The following is a 16,421-nucleotide window of genomic DNA, read 5'->3' on the forward strand; positions in this document are numbered from 1 at the left end:
AAGGAGGCAGTTAATATGAAAGAAAAGAAAACTGTAAAAGAAAGCAAGGATTCTAAAGCAGCTATTAAGGACAAAAATGCAAGAATGGCCATAGTAAAGAAGCTGATGGACAGAGGGAAGAAAAATGGTTCAATAACATATAAAGAAATAATGGATGAACTTGAAGAAATAGATATAACTCCAGAACAGATTGAGAAGATATATGAAGTTCTTGAGTCAATGGGTGTTGAAGTTATCTCTGAAGATGAGCCACATATAGATGAGGAAGAAGAGGAAATAGATATATCAATACCAGAAGGTATAGCTATTGATGACCCTGTTCGTATGTATTTAAAGGAAATAGGTAAAGTTCCTCTATTATCTTCAGAAGAAGAAATAGATCTTGCTCAGAGAATTGAAGCTGGAGAACAGAGAGCCAAAAAGAAACTTGCCGAAGCAAACCTTAGGCTTGTTGTAAGTATAGCAAAAAGATATGTAGGAAGAGGTATGATGTTCCTTGACCTTATTCAGGAAGGAAACCTTGGACTTATAAAAGCTGTTGAAAAGTTTGATTATAGAAAAGGATATAAGTTCAGTACTTATGCTACATGGTGGATAAGACAGGCAATAACTAGAGCTATAGCTGACCAGGCTAGAACTATAAGAATTCCTGTTCACATGGTTGAAACTATTAACAAACTTATTAGAGTTCAAAGACAGCTTATACAGGAACTTGGAAGAGATCCGCTTCCAGAAGAACTTTCAAAACAGCTTGATATGCCTGTAGAAAAGGTTAGAGAAATACTTAAGATCGCACAGGAACCAGTGTCTCTTGAAACTCCAATAGGTGAAGAAGAAGATAGCCACTTAGGTGACTTTATTCCAGATGATGATGCACCAGCACCAGCTGAAGCAGCTGCATTTACTATGCTTAAGGAACAACTTATCAATGTGCTTGATACTTTAACTCCAAGAGAAGAAAAAGTATTAAGATTAAGATTTGGACTTGATGACGGAAGAGCAAGAACACTTGAAGAAGTAGGTAAAGAGTTCAACGTTACAAGAGAAAGAATAAGACAGATTGAAGCAAAAGCTTTAAGAAAATTAAGACATCCAAGTAGAAGTAAAAAATTAAAGGATTATTTAGATTAGCACTTCACAGTGCTAATTTTTTTGCCCAATTTTAGAAATAATACACGAAGTACATAAAATTATTTATGCTTTTAAGGAAATACTGTATAATGTAAAATGTATATTTTATAATGTATAATTCAGGATGAAATTTATGAGCGTTGCTCATGAATTTCTGAAATAAATAATACATGAATTATAAATTTCAAAGTGTTTTAAAGAGAGATGTGCTTTCTTCTTAGAACTCACCATGGGGGAGTTCTATCCAAAATTATACATTATACATTTTAAATTATACATTATAAAAAGGAGATATGAAATGGATTTAAGTAGAAGATTAAATATGATTATGAGCAATATAGATAAGTGTACCTGCCTTGCGGATATTGGTACAGATCATGGATATGTTGTTGTTGAGGCTCTTCACAATAATCTTTGCAGAATGGCAATTGCCACAGACATAAATAAAGGACCTTTAGAAAAGGCGAGAAAAAATCTGATGTTCGAAGGGCTTGCGGAAAGAAGTTCATGCAGACTTGGAGGCGGATTTGAACCTCTTAAAATAGGTGAAGCAAATGCTGCTGTTATAGCTGGTATGGGCGGAAATCTTACAAGAGATATAATTAAACATGATTTTGCGAAGGTAAAGAAGATGGATTATCTTGTTCTTCAACCTGCACAGAATCCAGAAGTCTTAAGAGAATATCTTTATAGCCATTCTTTTGAAATACTTGATGAAAATGTGTGCTTAGATGACGGGAAGTATTATGAATGTTTCAAGGTAAAGTATAACAAAGAGCATAACAATAAGGACAAGAAATTTGAGGAAATCGATTATGAAGTAAGTCCTGTTCTTTTAAACAAAAAAGACAGTACATTTAAAGATTACCTGCTTGATAAAATTGAAAGATATAAGAGTATAATGACATACATAAAAGATGATACTGATGCTGCTAATGCTAGAAAAGAGCAGCTTCAAGAAAAGATTAGAATGATAGAAGAAAAGGTGAATAGTTATGAAGGTTAAAGATTTTGCGAAAATTATGCAGAAGATAGCTCCTGAAAATCTTAAGGAAAGCTACGATAATGTAGGTCTTATAGTTGGCGATGAAGAAAAGGAAGTACATACTGTGCTTCTTGCTCTTGACTGTACACTTGATGTTATCGAAGAAGCAGCTAAAGAAAATGCAGAACTTATTTTTTCTCATCATCCACTTATTTTTAGAAAGCCAAGCAGCGTTACAACAGGAACTCTTCAGGGAAGAAAGATTATGGAGCTTATAAAGAAGGACATAAGTTTGTATAGTGCTCATACTAACTTTGATTCGGTTTGTGGAGGATTAAACGATTCTCTTATGGAGCTGCTTGAACTTAAAGGAAGTGCTATTATGGAAAAATCTAAAGCTGATGACAAGTCAGGCATAGGAAGGATTGTAGATGTAGAGGAGACTACTCTTGAAGAACTTATTGAGAAAGTAAAGAAGTCACTTAAGATAAATTGCTTAAGGTTTACTGGTGAGATTGATAAAAAGGTAAAAAGAATTGCTGTTATTAATGGAAGCGGACAGGATTATTTTGATTATGCATTGAAGATGGGGGCGGATGTAGTTATAACTGGTGATACTACATATCACTTTGCATCAGATTATACTGAAATGAATTTGAGCATTATCGACGCTGGTCATTTTGATACAGAGTGGATGGCATTCTTAAAGGCAGCAAAGCGAGTTGAAGAAGAAGTGAAAAAGATAGATAACAATGTATCTTTTAAAGTAGCATCTCCAACAAGAAGCCCTTATAAATATATATAATGAATATTTTTGGTTTACAACTTGTAGTATAAGTGGTAAAATTAACGGGTAAAAATTATATAAGAGGTTCGCATTGTACCATCCCTCTATAAAAAACTAGGACTATATTAGAGCAATTTACTGCTGTACTATATTCTTTAGTGCAGCAGTTTTTTTCTGGGTTAAAGCTTATATATCTGTGTCTTGTGTTGATAAAATATGGTTTCAACACTGTGGGCTAACAGGTATATAAGCTTTTTTTATCAAGATATGAGATAAGAGAGTAGAGATAAGAGAACGAGATGAAATTTGTTCGCTATCCTTTTCTCTTATCCGTTAGCTCTACTCTCTTATCTTAAATATAAAAGTGAGGTGATAAAGTGAATAAAAAGAAGGTTATTATAGACTGTGATCCTGGCATTGATGATTCTCTTGCTATAATGTTGGCGTTAAGCAGCAAAGAAATTGAGGTTGTTGGTATTACAATTGTTTCGGGAAATGTCATTAATGAAAAAGGATATAAGAATGCACTGAAAGTATTGAAACTTATGGACAGGCTTGATGTGCCAGTATATATGGGAGAAGCATATCCAAGGAAAAGAGAACTCATAACTGCTGAGGATACACATGGTGAAGATGGACTTGGTGAGACAAACATTCCGGAAATAGATTTGGAAGTTAAAAGAGGAGCTGTAGACTTTATATTAAAGGTGGCTAGTCAGGAAGAATTAAGTATTATTGCTCTAGGACCATTTATGAATCTTGCAAAAGCTCTTGAAAAGGATAAAGATACATTCCATAAAATTAAGGAAATAGTCTCAATGGGTGGAGCGTTTAAAAGTTTTGGAAACTGCTCACAGGTAGCTGAGTTTAATTACTGGGTAGATCCTGATTCTGTGGAGTATGTGCTTCATAATTCAAAAGTTCCGCTTACTATGGTTACACTTGATGTTACAAGGGAAATTGTTCTTACTCCAAATTTAAGAGAAATGATCAAGCAGTTTCATGATGAAAAGGGTGATTTTATTCATGATATTACAAGGTTCTATGTTGATTTTCACTGGAAACAGGAAAGAACACTTGGCTGCGTAATAAATGATCCGTTAGCTGTGGCATATTTTATTGACAGGACTTTATGCAGCGGCAGTGAATATTATGTTGATATAGTTACAGAGGGAAAAGCTATTGGCGGACTGCTAGTTGATGAGGGTGATTTTTACAGAAAGAATAGTAATTGTTTAGTGCTGACAAAGGTGGACAGTAAAAGATTTATGCAGATGTTCTTAAAGAGAATATTTAAGAATAATGAGAAAGATATTGATATAGTGCTTAACAATGAAAAATATGGATTATTTTAAGGAGAAAAAATATGAAAGATAATAAAATAAAATTAATTACTTACCTGCCAGTATGCATTGTCATAAATATTGTAGGAGCATTTTTAGCTTTGCAGTTTAAACTACCTATATATCTTGATACAATAGGAACATTTATGGCTTCATTCCTTTTTGGACCTTTATATGGAGCTATAGCAGGAGGACTTACATCATTGGTCAATGGTATAAGTTTTGATCCGCCATCATTATACTTTATGCCTGTACAGATTATAGTGGGCTTCTCAGCGGGAATGTTATACAAGCATGGAATGTTTAAAGGTGTTAAGATAGTTCCAGCTACTATTATTGTAACAGTGCTTGGTTCAATATTTTCATCAGCGATAGCAGCATTTGTTTTTAATGGTGTAACATCATCAGGTTCTGCATATATAGTTGCAGTACTTAAGAATATGGGTGTAGATGTATTTAAGGCAGTATTTTCAACTCAGATCTTTACAGATATTATCGATAAGGCTGTGGCAGTTTTTGTAGTTACAGTTGTGCTTAAGGCGCTGCCTGAATCTTTAAAGCCACAGAAACGTATAAAGATAAGTGCTGTTCAGGAATAGGTGGTTAAGAAGTGGACAGATATAATGTTATAGAAAACAAGAACAAAAGAGAAATAGTGCTTCTCAAAGCTCATCCATGTGTATGGGGAAAATGCAGTTTTTGCGATTATATAGATGATAACTCAACTGATGAAGAGGAAATGACAAAAGTAAACAAGGAACAGCTTGATAAAGTCACTGGTAAATATGGCGTGCTTGAAGTAATTAATTCAGGAAGCTGCTTTGAAATACCACAAGATACTCTTCAGTATATAAAGAAAGTTGTAGTAGAAAAGAAGATAAAGAAACTGTTTTTTGAAAGCCACTGGTGTTATAGAAACAGACTTCAAGAAATGAAGGATTTCTTTGGTATTCCCATAGTATTTAAAATTGGTGTTGAAAGTTTTGACAATGATTTTAGAAACGGATTTTTAAATAAAAATGCCAGATTTGCGACATATGAAGAGGTAAAACAGTACTTTCAATCAGTATGTCTTATGGTTGGAATCAAAGGTCAGACTAAAGAAATGATTAAGAAAGACATTGATATAGTGCTTAAGAACTTTGATTATGCAACTATAAATATATTTACACCAAATACAACGCCTATTGAAAGAGATGAAGAACTTATTGAGTGGTTCTCAAAGGAATACAGATTCCTGGAAAAATATGATCATATAGAAGTACTCTTTGAAAACACAGATTTTGGAGTAGGAGACTAATTCTCTTACCTCCTAGTTCTAATCTCTAATCTTTTAGAAGTATAAACTTAGTTTAATAAATATGTTGTAATGATACCGCTTTTAATCATATATATAAATATGATTATATGGTGGTGTTTTTTATGTCAAGGAAAAAGAGGAAAGACAGCAGATATTATAGAATGTACAGTGAAAGTAATACTGATAAAGGCAGCTCTGAGTCTTCAGGGGACATTTCTGGCGATTTGAAGAATCTTGCTAATGATATAAAGGATGTATTTAGTAACCATAAAAAAGTATCAATTGGAGGTCATGGCAAATCATTTAATTTGAAAAAGTGGAATAAGAAGATTATGAAAAAGGACAAACTTAATTCATTGTTCTGTATAATAGGAATGCTGGGTCTGCTTTTCGTCATAAGCAGAATTGGAATACCAATAGCAGCAATTATACTTATTGGACTTCTTATATATGTGGTCCTTTCGTAATCAATATGTGGAGGTTACTATTGTGCAGGGGTTATTACAATAATATTCTTTAATGAAAGATATCTATAATGTATACTGTAATTAGGCATTTATGAGAATAAATGTTATCAAGTTGAAGACATCGAGAATGATTATAGGGGGTAACTTTATGGACAATAGTACAATAAGAAAGGAATTAATTAGGCTTACATGGCCGTTATTCATTCAGACCATTCTTTTTATGGTTCTTGGTATGGTTGATACATTGATGTTAAGCCGGTATTCAGATAATGCAGTTGCTGCAGTCAGTGTCAGCAATCAGGTATTAAATTTTGTTCAGATTCTATTTGCAGTGATTTCTGTAGGTACTTCTATTTTGTGTGCACAGTACAAAGGAGCTCAGGATGAGAAAAATGTAGGTATTGTAGCTTCTGTATCTCTTCTTTTTAATGCAGTAATGGGAATAATATTCAGTGTTGTTCTTGTTGTCTGCAGTAGAAGTATTTTTAAGCTTATGAATGTGCCTCAGGAAATTATGGAGTATGCCGTGCAGTATCTTGTTATTGTTGGAGCAGGGTCAGTTTTTCAGGCACTGCTGAATACAACAGGAGCTATAGTTACTAGTACGGGACACACTAAAGTTGCTATGAATATATCAGTGACAGTTAATGTGATTAATATAGTGGGAAACTACATACTTATATTTGGTGCTTTTGGATTTCCTGCAATGGGTGTAAGGGGAGCAGCTATTTCTACAACACTAAGTAAGGCTATAATGAGTGTGTTTGCAATTATACTACTTGTAGTTAAAATAAACAAGAATATATCCATTAAAGCACTAGTTCCATTTCCATTTGAAATATTGAAAAAGATATTAAAAATAGGTATTCCCAGTGCAGGTGAAAATCTTGCATACAATATTTCGCAGCTTGTAATAACATCAATTATTTCTACTATGGGAAGTCTTATGCTTACTGCCAGAGCTTATATAGGAAATATAACTATGTTTACAATAGCCTTTTCATCTGCTATAGGACAGGGGACAAGCATTCTTGTAGGAAATAAGATTGGTGCAAAACAAAAAGATGATGCATATAAAGCGTGTATGTATAGTTTAAAGGTAGGGATAGTTACATCGTTAATTGTTTCAAGTATATGTGCAGTATTTAGTGGTTATCTTGTTGGTATATTCACAACTAATAAAGAAATTCTTTCGGTAGCAGCAATTGTTCTTGCTTGTGATATAATTTTGGAAATAGGCAGGGTATTTAATGTAATAATTATTGATTCTCTTAAGGCGGCTGGAGATGTAAAGTTTCCTGTATTTTGGGGAGTAATATCAATGTGGGGAATTTCAGTAGTGCTTTCATATGTGCTTGGGCTAAAGATGAATTTGGCACTGTTAGGTGTATGGATAGCGTGTGCTGCTGATGAATGGTTTAGAGGAATACTTATGCTTGTAAGATGGAAAAAAGGCAAGTGGAGGAAGATGAAGCTTATTTAACACACTGTCTCTATGATATATGAATAAAATTTTTGTACAAGATAAGAATATAATTATCATATAAGATTGGAGACGAGACTTATGGAAAAAGAATACAAAATGATGAAAAATGATTTAAGCATTACAAATAGTGTTGATCCATTAAGTATGGAAGATAAGAAAAAGATATTAAGCTCTAAAGATATAGAATATAAAGGCAACTTTAGTGATGATGAATCTGCACTTGATGATAAGACGAATGTATAGTTTTGCTTAGAGTGGAATAAGATTTATCTTAAAAAAGTTTGCAAAGGCATAATAAATATGATAAGATAAGTCTTGCGAGTAAGCCAGGCAATCGCTGCTAAACTTTGTTTAGGAGAGGAAAGTCCGAGCTCCACAGGGCAGGGTGCTGGTTAACGGCCAGTCGAGGTGACTCGAAGGAAAGTGCAACAGAGATATACCGCCTAAGTTTTTACCAGAGCTTATGGCAAGGGTGGAAAGGTGAGGTAAGAGCTCACCAGCATATAGGTGACTATATGGCTATGTAAACCCCACTTGGAGCAAGACCGAATAGAGAAGCATTATGGGGTAGCCCGTCCCGCTTCCGGGTGCGTCGCTTGAACATGCTGGTAACAGTATGTCTAGATAGATGATTGCTTAATACAGAACTCGGCTTATAGACTTATCTCGTTAACTATGGAAAACATCAGGTTCAAGCCTGATGTTTTTTTATTTTATTATTTTTCATTTTAATTAAGTATTTAAAATGATAGAAGTATAATAAAAAAGAAAATACATAATAAATTTAATGTAATATTTTTATACTTATATAGCTGTTAGCCCACCGTGTTGATTGTTAAAATGTAATCAATCAACACAGTGGGCTAACAGGTTCTTAGGTATTAAAATATATAGTTTAGAAAATTCTTTCTATGATAAAACTTTAGTGAGTTCTGCTATAAGTTTCTCATTTTCATCATGTTTTAACACACATACCCTGAAAAAGTAATCACCAAGACCAAATGAAGAACAATCTCTGATTATAATTCCCTTTTTAGCCATTGAGTCATAAAGGCTGGCTGAAGTAACAGCCTTAGAACATATTTCGCATAAGATAAAGTTTCCAAAACTATCATAAACTTTGATGCCGTTAAGTAATTTAAGTGAATCAGTTAAGTAATTACGTTCTTTTTTGATTTTATCAACTGTTGAAGAAATAAAATCATTATCAACAAACATTATTTCCCCCATCATTGAAGCAAAAATATTGATGTTCCACAAGTCAAGAGTATCCTGAATCTTCTGGTGTACATCTTTATCAGATAAAAGTGCATAGCCAAGTCTTATGCCTGGAGTAGAGAAGAACTTTGAAGTGCCTCTTATTACAAACAGCTTCGAAAAAGAGTCTATAAGCTGGCTACAGGAATACTTAGCCTTGTCAGTAAATTCAACATAAGTTTCATCAACCATAACATAGCATGAAGTGCTGCTTAAAATAAATTTAACTTCTTCATTTGTGAAAGCAAAGCCTGTAGGGTTATTTGGGTTGCACAGTATTAAAAAGTCGCAGTGATTATTGTTAATAGTATCAACAAGATCATGAATATCAATTTTAAAATCTTTTTCTTTTTGAGCAAGGTATTTATAAATGTTACAGTTATGTTTATTTAACTCTCTTTCATATTCAGAGTAAGCAGGGCATATCAAAAGTGCATTTTTAGGATTGATGAATGAAATATACTTTGAAATAAGTTCTGTTGCTCCTGAGCCTAGAATTATGTTTTCAGGGCTGCATGAAGCATATTCTGAAATTGATTTTTTTAAGTTAACGTAATCAGGGTCGGGATAAATTGAAACAGCATCCATATTTTCTGCTACAACCTTTTTTGCTTTTACGGATGAACCAAATGGATTTATATTTGAACTAAAGTCCATTATGCTGGACTTTTCTATATGCAATTCTTTTGCTAAATCAAATAGGTTTGCACCATGTTTAATAGTCATTTTGAACACTCCTTTAATGAATAATTCATATGAATGGTATCCATATAAATAAGATTATATACCTATAAGAAAAAAACACCAATATTAATAGAGGAAAAAGGATATTTAGGTAGAATATTATATATATAGAAAGTGGAAAGATTAATCATTTTACTTGAGATTAATGTGTGAAAATAGGAGGAGTGGAATGAAATTTGAGCTTAAAGAAATGGATGCTCTTAGGATAATTGAAGCTCTGCGTAGTGAATTAATTTTTTCTAAGACATATTATGAAGAAAATCCAAAAGAGGAGGATAGGGCTGGAGTTACTTCGCCTGATGAGTGGAAAGAGCTGTATAATAAGGTTTTGCTTCAGAGTAAGGAACAAGGAAGCCTCACTTTATTAAAACTTGCAGAATAAACATATAGTAATTAAAAAACAATAGGATTCGTATGAAAAGAAGTGATCTTAAGATTAAAAAAGATAATTTCTTCATTTTGAATCCTATAATATTATCTGTACTAATTTAGAGAATTATTTAAAAGATCAGATGCTTCGTGGACACTTATATGTTTAACTAAACTAATTTCATCAACAATTATTTTTTTTGTATTATTTAGAAGTTCTTTTTCACTTGTATTTAATGGATGTGTCTTGTTGGCTTCGGTAAGTTCACATATTACTTCAGCACAATTTTTTAGAGTTCCTTTTTTGATTTTATCGGTATTATTTTGTAATCTTTCTTTTGAAATTGCTCTTGTCCTTGGTGCCTCAATCGGAGCACAGTGATAATTATTGATTTCATAAAGCATATCATCAAGTTCCTTTTCATCGCTGATATGCCTTAAGTGGCAAGTTTCTGCGCTACTTGCTGGCAGCATGAGCTTTAAGCTATTATGTAAAATCTGAATGTTGTAGTATTTCTGTAATTTACCATTGAATTCTTTTTCTTCTATCAGGTTAATTACGCCTACGCCTTGTCTTGGATAAACAATCCTATCACCTATATTAAACAAGAAAATTACCTCCTTATATATGAATTTTTTTGTATATTATTATTATACCACAAAATAGAAAAAATATATAAATTTTTAAGTATATCATCATATTGTATGCTTGTCAACGTACAATGTGTGAATAAATTTTTAACTATACCGGTATATGTAAAAGTAGTGATTTGGTCTTTTGTGAAAATGAAGTGAGATAAATTCAAAATTCAAAAAAACTACATAGAAAATATGTGTATTGGTAACTATATAAGAAGAAAGGAGCACGAAAGATGAAGAAAAAATATAGGATAATTAGCTTGTTTATTTTGCAATTATTATTTTTTAATATAAAAACTTACGATGCATTATCATTTGAAAATAGTGACAATAGTAATTCGTACGAGATAAATATGAAGAGGGACCTGCTTTCAATTGCTGTTTCATATAAAGACTACGTTTCAGATGTAGAAAAGAATGGTGACAAAGTTTATCTTGTTATGAAAAGCGGTAAAAAGATTTTATACGATGATATGAGGTCAAAATCCGAGGATGAAAAGCTTGAAAGAGGTACTCTTAAGGATATGATGGAACAGACATATATTCTTGGCCCAATTAAGAGCGTTCAGCCAAAAAACTTTAATCCTGGAAGGATACGTTCATATCAATTGATGGCGGAGGTTTATGGAAAATCAGAAGGTGAAATACAAAAACAGATAGAATATATAGGTAATAATGGTTTTTCTAAAAATAATGGTGCAGCTTCATCACTTAAAAAAGTATTTAAGGAGATAAATTCATCATCTGTGAGTGATGGTAGAATTTCAGCATATGTATATCCAACAAGTGGTGGCTATAATTATAGATTCGTAAGGGGAACTGGCAGGCTCAGTGCACATGCATATGGGATTGCTATTGATTTAAAGACTAACAAAAATGATTACTGGAAATGGTCAAATCCTAAGGATGCAACTAAAAGGATTGCTTCATATCCTGAAAAGCTTATTGAGATTTTTGAAAGCAATAACTTTATATGGGGTGGAAAGTGGGGATATTTTGACATAATGCATTTTGAATACAGACCGGAAATAATATTTAAAGCTAAGTATTTCGGTGATAAGTGTACAGACGATGTATGGTACAAAGGAGTTAATGAAGAAGACGAAATTGTGAAGAAATACATAAGTATTATAGATGAAAAACTAAAGTAAAAGAGGGGTATTCATGAATAAAAAGCTGAAAATAATATCAATTATGCTGGCTGTTATGACTGTCTTTCCTATGACTGCTTATGGGTATGATGAAAATTCTAATGGTGATGCTAAGTATGCTGATAATAATACAGTTAAAAGTAATGCAGAAAGCAGTAATTTAAATGGCAAAGATAGGAGTAGTAGTGATGCTGGAACTAATGACCATGCCAAAAAGGATGATAAACTTACAGAAGAGGAGAAGAAGGTACGTAAAGCTGAATTAAAGAAGGAAGTTACTGAATTTATCAATACGCTTTTTATTGCAAGGAATAAGGCGATAATAAATCAGGATCTTTCACTTGTTGGACACATATACAATAAAAACACTACATATGGATTATGGGCATATGAGTATGAGGAAAGAAAAATGAAGTATATAAAGAACTGGGGAGAAAAGCAGGGAGCTGTTTTTACTGATATAACTCCTCAGATTCTAATTAGAAAAATCAGTGTAGACGAAAAATCTGCTTCTGTTAATCTTAGCTGTTCAACAGAATATAAGTATCATTACGAGGGTGAGGATGATATAATAAACAAGTGTAGAATTGGGACATATCACATAATTCAGCTTGTGAAGAAGAATGGCAACTGGATAATTATCAAAGAGTGGTATAAGGATCCATTTGGAGATTCTCTTGATTTAAGAAAGTTGAAAACAGAACCTATAAAAAAATATATCTTATCACATGAAGCAAGGGATTTATCCGATATAAATGAGAAAAGAAAAAAGTGTGTCGAATATGGACTTGAGTACTGTGGTGCTGGTAATGATGAAGGCACCGGCTTTAATTATAATAAAAAGTACAAGAATTATAATTCAGAAGGCGGTGACTGTGCAGATTTTGCATCTCAGATGCTTCATGAAGGTGCAGGCTTTAGGATGAATTCTTCATGGAATGTTGATCGTAAGGGAGCATCACGTGCATGGGTAAATGCTGATGGTTTTAAGGATTACATGATTTACAGTGGCAGGGCATCAGTTATAGCTCATGGAAGTTATGATAAAGTTTATAAGGCGTCTTACAAGCTTCTTCCTGGTGATTTTGTGGCTTATGAGAAAAAGGGTGATGTTATCCATATATCAATGGTTACTGGTGCTGACTCTAAGGGTTATACACTTGTAACATGCCATAATACTGATAGAAGGCAGGTTCCATGGGATCTTGGATGGAGTAATGATAATATTAAATTCTGGCTTGTGCGTGTCCACTATTAATAGGAAGGTAGTTGTTTAAATGAGTAAAGTTAAACTTGAATACATAATTGAGCATTTACAAAATTGTATTGCAGGAGTTTATGTATATGTTGATAAAAAGACTGGTGATTTAGAGGCTATAATGAGTGAAGCCATGAAAGCTGCTATGGAAGGAAAGATTCTTGAGGAGGAATGGATTCTTGATCAAGTTGAAATGGCAAAACTTGTTCTTGCAGATAATAACCATGAAAGATTTATCCGTCTTCCAGATGAAACTACAATTAATGAAAATGATGCAATAATTGCTTTTATTGATGGAATAGAAGATGAATCTGTAAGATATAAGTTTTATGATGAATTGAAGGATTCACCTTCACCTGGAAGGTTTAGAAATCTTCTTCAAAGTGAAAATATGTTTGATGAATTCCATGATTTTGAGGATTCATACTATGAAGAGATGGCAAAGTCATGGTGTAATGATAATAATGTAGAGTTCTATATCTAACATGCATCTCTATATAGTTTTGTAAAGCTATGGAAAAATTCTATATTTAAGTGTATACTGATTTTATGATATTATAAAGTTATTGTATAAAATACTTAGTATAGTAAGAAACCAAGAGATTGGCAGGTGCAAGATGAACGGAAATTATTTAATAATTGATAAAAGAGCTTTACCAGAAGTGTATGAGAAAGTAGCCGATGCTAAGGCACTTCTTAGGGATGGCCAGGTTAAAGAAATTACAGAAGCAACACAAAAAGTTGGAATCAGTAGAAGTGCGTTTTATAAATATAAGGATTTTGTATTCGATTTTTCAGAAAGCGATATTGGTAAAAAGTGTACTTTCTCTATGATTCTTGGTCACAAGAAGGGTGCGCTGTCGCAGATATTAAGTCTTGTGGCCGAAAAAGGTGGTAATATAATCACCATAGATCAGAGTATTCCAATAAATGGACGTGCAAATGTTACAATTACAATGGATATTTCAACAATACAGGGTGATGCAATAAGCATGCTTGACTATCTTAAAAACATTGATGCAGTTGAGAGAGTAGATTTGATTGCATTAGAATAAAAAATATAATTTCATATACAAAAAGGGGCTGTCGCACAACTAATTAGAAATTAGTTGTGTAGCGGCTCTTTTTTTATGTAGAATTTAAAAAAATGTATATGAAAGAAGGAGCTTGCCGCCAGCAGTTTTTAACTGCTAATGCGACAGCCCCTTTTTATTGATAATTAAAAGAAGAGTTTTAAAGAGGAGAATTCTCATCTTTTCTCGAAATCTCTCAAAGGGAGTTTCATCACCAATTTTCAATTTTGCATTAAAGTAAGTATGTGTGTTCATTATCCTGTCTGATAAGCTTTTTCTTCATTAATCCGCCCAATGCGTTTTTAAAATAGTTCTTAGAAGTCTGGAATTCGTTTCTTATAGCCTCAGGAGAAGACTTATCACAATATGCCATTACTCCGTCATGGCTCTTTAAGTATTCTAGAATCTTATCTTCAAGAGATACTCTTTCTTCTCTTATAGTGTTAAGTCTCATTGAAAGAGATAAAGTTCCGTCTTCGTAGATTTTCTTTACTTTTGCAATAACAACTTCACCTTTTCTAAGTCTTGTGAAGTATTCGCTTTTAAGGATTAATCCTCTATATGTATTTTCAACTCCTACAAGCGCACTTCCGTTTTCAGAGAAGTCATAAACTGTTGCTGTAACCTTTTCACCAACTTTATATGGAGAGAAGTACTGAAGCTTTTTGTCAATACGAGGTGTTGCAGCTATTCTTCCAGTCTTATCAAGATATACATAGAACATATAAGACTTATTAACGTCTATGGGATAAGTTATTTCTCTGAATGGTACAAGCACATCCTTTTCAAGTCCTATATCAACAAAGAATCCTATCTTCGTTTTTGAAACAACCTTAAGAGATGCAATATCTCCAACCTTTGCTACAGGATTTTTCATTGTCGCTACTGGTCTGTCTTCTGAATCCCTGTAAACAAAGAATTTTTTAATGTCTCCAACTTCTAGTGTATCTATTATGTTCCCTTTTGGTATTAGTATTTCTTCGTTTCCGTCTTTTTCGCCTAGATAGAAACCGAAATTGGTTTCTTTTATAACTTCAAGAGAATTATATTCACCAATTTTTATCAAAAAATTCACCTTCCTAAATTAAAGTCTAATCTTAATTTTATCATAAGTCTGTTAAAAAGGATAGGGGGCAAAGAAATATGCAAAAAGAGGGAACACTTTAGAAGTGTTTTTAACAGCCTATGAGCCTGTTATCCCACAGTATTGAAATATAGTATTGAAGTCCATATTTTAAATGCTATCTCCCTGTTAGCCTACAGTGTTGAAATTAAGATAGTATTAATAGTACTAGCCTGTTATCCAAGAGTGTAGCAAAAAAATTAATAATGAATCTTCTTGATGAATAATGTTTTTATTTGTGGCAATAATCACAATAAGAACATACATTCGCAAAGGAGGAATGTACATGATTTATGATTATCAAGATGATGATTTTATTATTGATTTTGATAAATTTAATATGGAAGTGCACAGTATTATTAAGAAAACAGGTTGTCCTTATTGTAGGAATCAAAATATAAGCAAATATGGCTATACATCTCAAGGGAGAAAAAGATACATATGTAAAAATTGTGGGAGGACATTTAGTGAAACAACTGGTACTCCTATTTATAATAGTAAAAAGGCTATAAACAAGTGGATTGAATACATAGAATGCATGTCCAAAAGTGATACATTAAGGGAAATTTCATCAAAATTAAAGATATCGCTGACAACAGCATTTCAGTGGCGTCATAAGATATTGCACGCTGTAAAAAGCAAAGTATTGAATGTTGAGTTTTGCAATGAAGTAGAAATTGGTGAAACTGTGATGGAAAAGAATTATAAGGGTAATCATCATGGAAAGCTTGATTATAAAGATGATAATAATGAAATTAGGATATTAAGTTGTGTGGACAATAATAGCAGAATGGTTATTGGAATAGACGAGCCTTTTATTAGGAAAACTAATCTCGATCATGTTCTTAAGGGAAAAATAAAAATTAATTCAATTATAACTACTGCCAGAAATATGAGTTATGTTCAATTTGCCCGTGAAAATAGTTTAAAGATGAATATGGCTCAGGGGAGAAGATTTAGTATATACAGTCACCTGGATAATAAAAAGGCTGTTATGCAGGGTCGAAGTTTTATCAATTTTACCAAAAGCTTCTGCGGGGTAGCAACACGGTATATCAACTTTTATTCTATTCTTTATGTTATCAAGCTAATTAATAATGATTGCTGCAAAGGAATATTTGAAAATTTGTATAAAAACTTCTTTATATCTAATGATATGATGAGAGAAAGAGATTTTGATAGTATAAAATTAGTTTAGTATTGTATATATAGAATGACATTTCAACACAATTGGCTAACAGAACAATAGGTTAGTGGGAGAGGCTGAAAAAAATGGACTTATTGTGAGGTGAATATACTTAAAACTGA

18 protein-coding genes and 1 other RNA gene are annotated in these 16,421 nt (G+C 32.7%); 16 read left to right on the plus strand and 3 right to left on the minus strand.

Annotation, left to right across the window (positions count from 1 at the left end; all coding sequences use genetic code 11):
- Window positions 1-15 precede the first annotated feature (15 nt).
- From rpoD to rnpB, 10 genes are all read left to right on the plus strand, one after another.
- Entirely contained in the window at window positions 16-1,131 is a 1,116-nt protein-coding gene (rpoD, locus tag FYJ33_RS06970) for an RNA polymerase sigma factor RpoD (RefSeq protein ID WP_154531026.1), read from the plus strand.
- A gap of 298 nt (window positions 1,132-1,429) precedes the next feature.
- Window positions 1,430-2,137 carry a tRNA (adenine(22)-N(1))-methyltransferase gene (locus tag FYJ33_RS06975; protein ID WP_154531027.1) on the plus strand — a complete coding sequence of 236 codons (708 nt, stop codon included), beginning with the start codon at window positions 1,430-1,432 and terminating at the stop codon, window positions 2,135-2,137.
- Window positions 2,127-2,921 (plus strand): Nif3-like dinuclear metal center hexameric protein, encoded by a 795-nt coding sequence (locus FYJ33_RS06980; RefSeq protein ID WP_154531028.1) that lies wholly within the window; start codon window positions 2,127-2,129, stop codon window positions 2,919-2,921. Before FYJ33_RS06975 ends, FYJ33_RS06980 begins: the two co-directional genes overlap by 11 nt.
- 359 nt (window positions 2,922-3,280) lie before the next feature.
- Window positions 3,281-4,258, plus strand: a complete 978-nt coding sequence (locus FYJ33_RS06985) for a nucleoside hydrolase (RefSeq protein WP_277643927.1) — start codon at window positions 3,281-3,283, stop codon at window positions 4,256-4,258.
- Window positions 4,259-4,269: 11 nt separating this feature from the next.
- Window positions 4,270-4,845, plus strand: coding sequence for an ECF transporter S component (locus FYJ33_RS06990; protein WP_154531029.1), 576 nt, complete (start codon window positions 4,270-4,272; stop codon window positions 4,843-4,845).
- Between the two features lie 11 nt (window positions 4,846-4,856).
- The gene (locus FYJ33_RS06995) at window positions 4,857-5,546 is read left to right on the plus strand and encodes a radical SAM protein (protein ID WP_277643926.1); all 690 of its coding nucleotides are present in this window, start codon (window positions 4,857-4,859) and stop codon (window positions 5,544-5,546) included.
- Window positions 5,547-5,668: 122 nt separating this feature from the next.
- Window positions 5,669-6,013, plus strand: coding sequence for a hypothetical protein (locus FYJ33_RS07000; RefSeq protein WP_154531030.1), 345 nt, complete (start codon window positions 5,669-5,671; stop codon window positions 6,011-6,013).
- Window positions 6,014-6,161: 148 nt separating this feature from the next.
- Entirely contained in the window at window positions 6,162-7,496 is a 1,335-nt protein-coding gene (locus FYJ33_RS07005; RefSeq protein ID WP_206046634.1) for an MATE family efflux transporter, read from the plus strand.
- A gap of 81 nt (window positions 7,497-7,577) precedes the next feature.
- Entirely contained in the window at window positions 7,578-7,742 is a 165-nt protein-coding gene (locus FYJ33_RS07010) for a hypothetical protein (protein WP_154531032.1), read from the plus strand.
- Window positions 7,743-7,817: 75 nt separating this feature from the next.
- Window positions 7,818-8,172, plus strand: an RNA gene (rnpB, locus tag FYJ33_RS07015) — RNase P RNA component class A.
- 236 nt (window positions 8,173-8,408) lie between these two features.
- Here the strand turns inward: rnpB and FYJ33_RS07020 are convergent.
- A complete protein-coding gene (locus FYJ33_RS07020) occupies window positions 8,409-9,482 on the minus strand; it encodes a pyridoxal phosphate-dependent aminotransferase (protein ID WP_154531033.1) in 1,074 nt (357 codons plus the stop codon).
- A gap of 187 nt (window positions 9,483-9,669) precedes the next feature.
- Here FYJ33_RS07020 and FYJ33_RS07025 point away from each other — a divergent pair, with 187 nt between their 5' ends.
- Window positions 9,670-9,882, plus strand: a complete 213-nt coding sequence (locus tag FYJ33_RS07025) for a hypothetical protein (RefSeq protein WP_154531034.1) — start codon at window positions 9,670-9,672, stop codon at window positions 9,880-9,882.
- Window positions 9,883-9,983: 101 nt separating this feature from the next.
- Here the strand turns inward: FYJ33_RS07025 and FYJ33_RS07030 are convergent, their stop codons facing one another.
- Window positions 9,984-10,478, minus strand: coding sequence for a CarD family transcriptional regulator (locus FYJ33_RS07030; protein ID WP_154531035.1), 495 nt, complete (start codon window positions 10,476-10,478; stop codon window positions 9,984-9,986).
- 263 nt (window positions 10,479-10,741) lie between these two features.
- Here FYJ33_RS07030 and FYJ33_RS07035 point away from each other — a divergent pair, with 263 nt between their 5' ends.
- The 4 genes from FYJ33_RS07035 to FYJ33_RS07050 all read left to right on the plus strand — a co-directional run bounded on the left by FYJ33_RS07035 (window position 10,742) and on the right by FYJ33_RS07050 (window position 13,972).
- On the plus strand, window positions 10,742-11,659 hold the full coding sequence (locus tag FYJ33_RS07035) for a M15 family metallopeptidase (RefSeq protein ID WP_154531036.1): 918 nt from the start codon (window positions 10,742-10,744) through the stop codon (window positions 11,657-11,659).
- Window positions 11,660-11,672: 13 nt separating this feature from the next.
- Entirely contained in the window at window positions 11,673-12,917 is a 1,245-nt protein-coding gene (locus FYJ33_RS07040; protein WP_235900794.1) for an amidase domain-containing protein, read from the plus strand.
- Between the two features lie 19 nt (window positions 12,918-12,936).
- Complete coding sequence (locus FYJ33_RS07045) at window positions 12,937-13,401, plus strand: hypothetical protein (protein WP_154531037.1); 465 nt, start codon at window positions 12,937-12,939, stop codon at window positions 13,399-13,401.
- Between the two features lie 133 nt (window positions 13,402-13,534).
- Window positions 13,535-13,972, plus strand: coding sequence for an ACT domain-containing protein (locus FYJ33_RS07050; protein WP_154531038.1), 438 nt, complete (start codon window positions 13,535-13,537; stop codon window positions 13,970-13,972).
- Window positions 13,973-14,222: 250 nt separating this feature from the next.
- Here FYJ33_RS07050 and FYJ33_RS07055 read toward each other — a convergent pair whose 3' ends face one another.
- Window positions 14,223-15,056: a CvfB family protein gene (locus tag FYJ33_RS07055; RefSeq protein ID WP_154531039.1), complete on the minus strand. Its 834-nt coding sequence runs from the start codon at window positions 15,054-15,056 to the stop codon at window positions 14,223-14,225.
- 343 nt (window positions 15,057-15,399) lie between these two features.
- Here FYJ33_RS07055 and FYJ33_RS07060 point away from each other — a divergent pair, with 343 nt between their 5' ends.
- A complete protein-coding gene (locus FYJ33_RS07060) occupies window positions 15,400-16,311 on the plus strand; it encodes an IS1/IS1595 family N-terminal zinc-binding domain-containing protein (RefSeq protein ID WP_154531040.1) in 912 nt (303 codons plus the stop codon).
- Window positions 16,312-16,421 lie beyond the last annotated feature (110 nt).

It is taken from the genome of Inconstantimicrobium porci (assembly GCF_009696465.1).
GTDB classification, from domain to species: domain Bacteria; phylum Bacillota; class Clostridia; order Clostridiales; family Clostridiaceae; genus Inconstantimicrobium; species Inconstantimicrobium porci.

Bases quoted from the DNA above. Each gene is read 5' to 3' on its own strand.
- rpoD (WP_154531026.1), top strand. From the start codon at position 16: ATGAAAGAAAAGAAAACTGTAAAAGAAAGCAAGGATTCTAAAGCAGCT.
- FYJ33_RS06975 (WP_154531027.1), top strand. From the start codon at position 1,430: ATGGATTTAAGTAGAAGATTAAATATGATTATGAGCAATATAGATAAG.
- FYJ33_RS06980 (WP_154531028.1), top strand. From the start codon at position 2,127: ATGAAGGTTAAAGATTTTGCGAAAATTATGCAGAAGATAGCTCCTGAA.
- FYJ33_RS06990 (WP_154531029.1), top strand. From the start codon at position 4,270: ATGAAAGATAATAAAATAAAATTAATTACTTACCTGCCAGTATGCATT.
- FYJ33_RS07000 (WP_154531030.1), top strand. From the start codon at position 5,669: ATGTCAAGGAAAAAGAGGAAAGACAGCAGATATTATAGAATGTACAGT.
- FYJ33_RS07005 (WP_206046634.1), top strand. From the start codon at position 6,162: ATGGACAATAGTACAATAAGAAAGGAATTAATTAGGCTTACATGGCCG.
- FYJ33_RS07010 (WP_154531032.1), top strand. From the start codon at position 7,578: ATGGAAAAAGAATACAAAATGATGAAAAATGATTTAAGCATTACAAAT.
- FYJ33_RS07020 (WP_154531033.1), bottom strand. From the start codon at position 9,482: ATGACTATTAAACATGGTGCAAACCTATTTGATTTAGCAAAAGAATTG.
- FYJ33_RS07025 (WP_154531034.1), top strand. From the start codon at position 9,670: ATGAAATTTGAGCTTAAAGAAATGGATGCTCTTAGGATAATTGAAGCT.
- FYJ33_RS07035 (WP_154531036.1), top strand. From the start codon at position 10,742: ATGAAGAAAAAATATAGGATAATTAGCTTGTTTATTTTGCAATTATTA.
- FYJ33_RS07040 (WP_235900794.1), top strand. From the start codon at position 11,673: ATGAATAAAAAGCTGAAAATAATATCAATTATGCTGGCTGTTATGACT.
- FYJ33_RS07045 (WP_154531037.1), top strand. From the start codon at position 12,937: ATGAGTAAAGTTAAACTTGAATACATAATTGAGCATTTACAAAATTGT.
- FYJ33_RS07050 (WP_154531038.1), top strand. From the start codon at position 13,535: ATGAACGGAAATTATTTAATAATTGATAAAAGAGCTTTACCAGAAGTG.
- FYJ33_RS07060 (WP_154531040.1), top strand. From the start codon at position 15,400: ATGATTTATGATTATCAAGATGATGATTTTATTATTGATTTTGATAAA.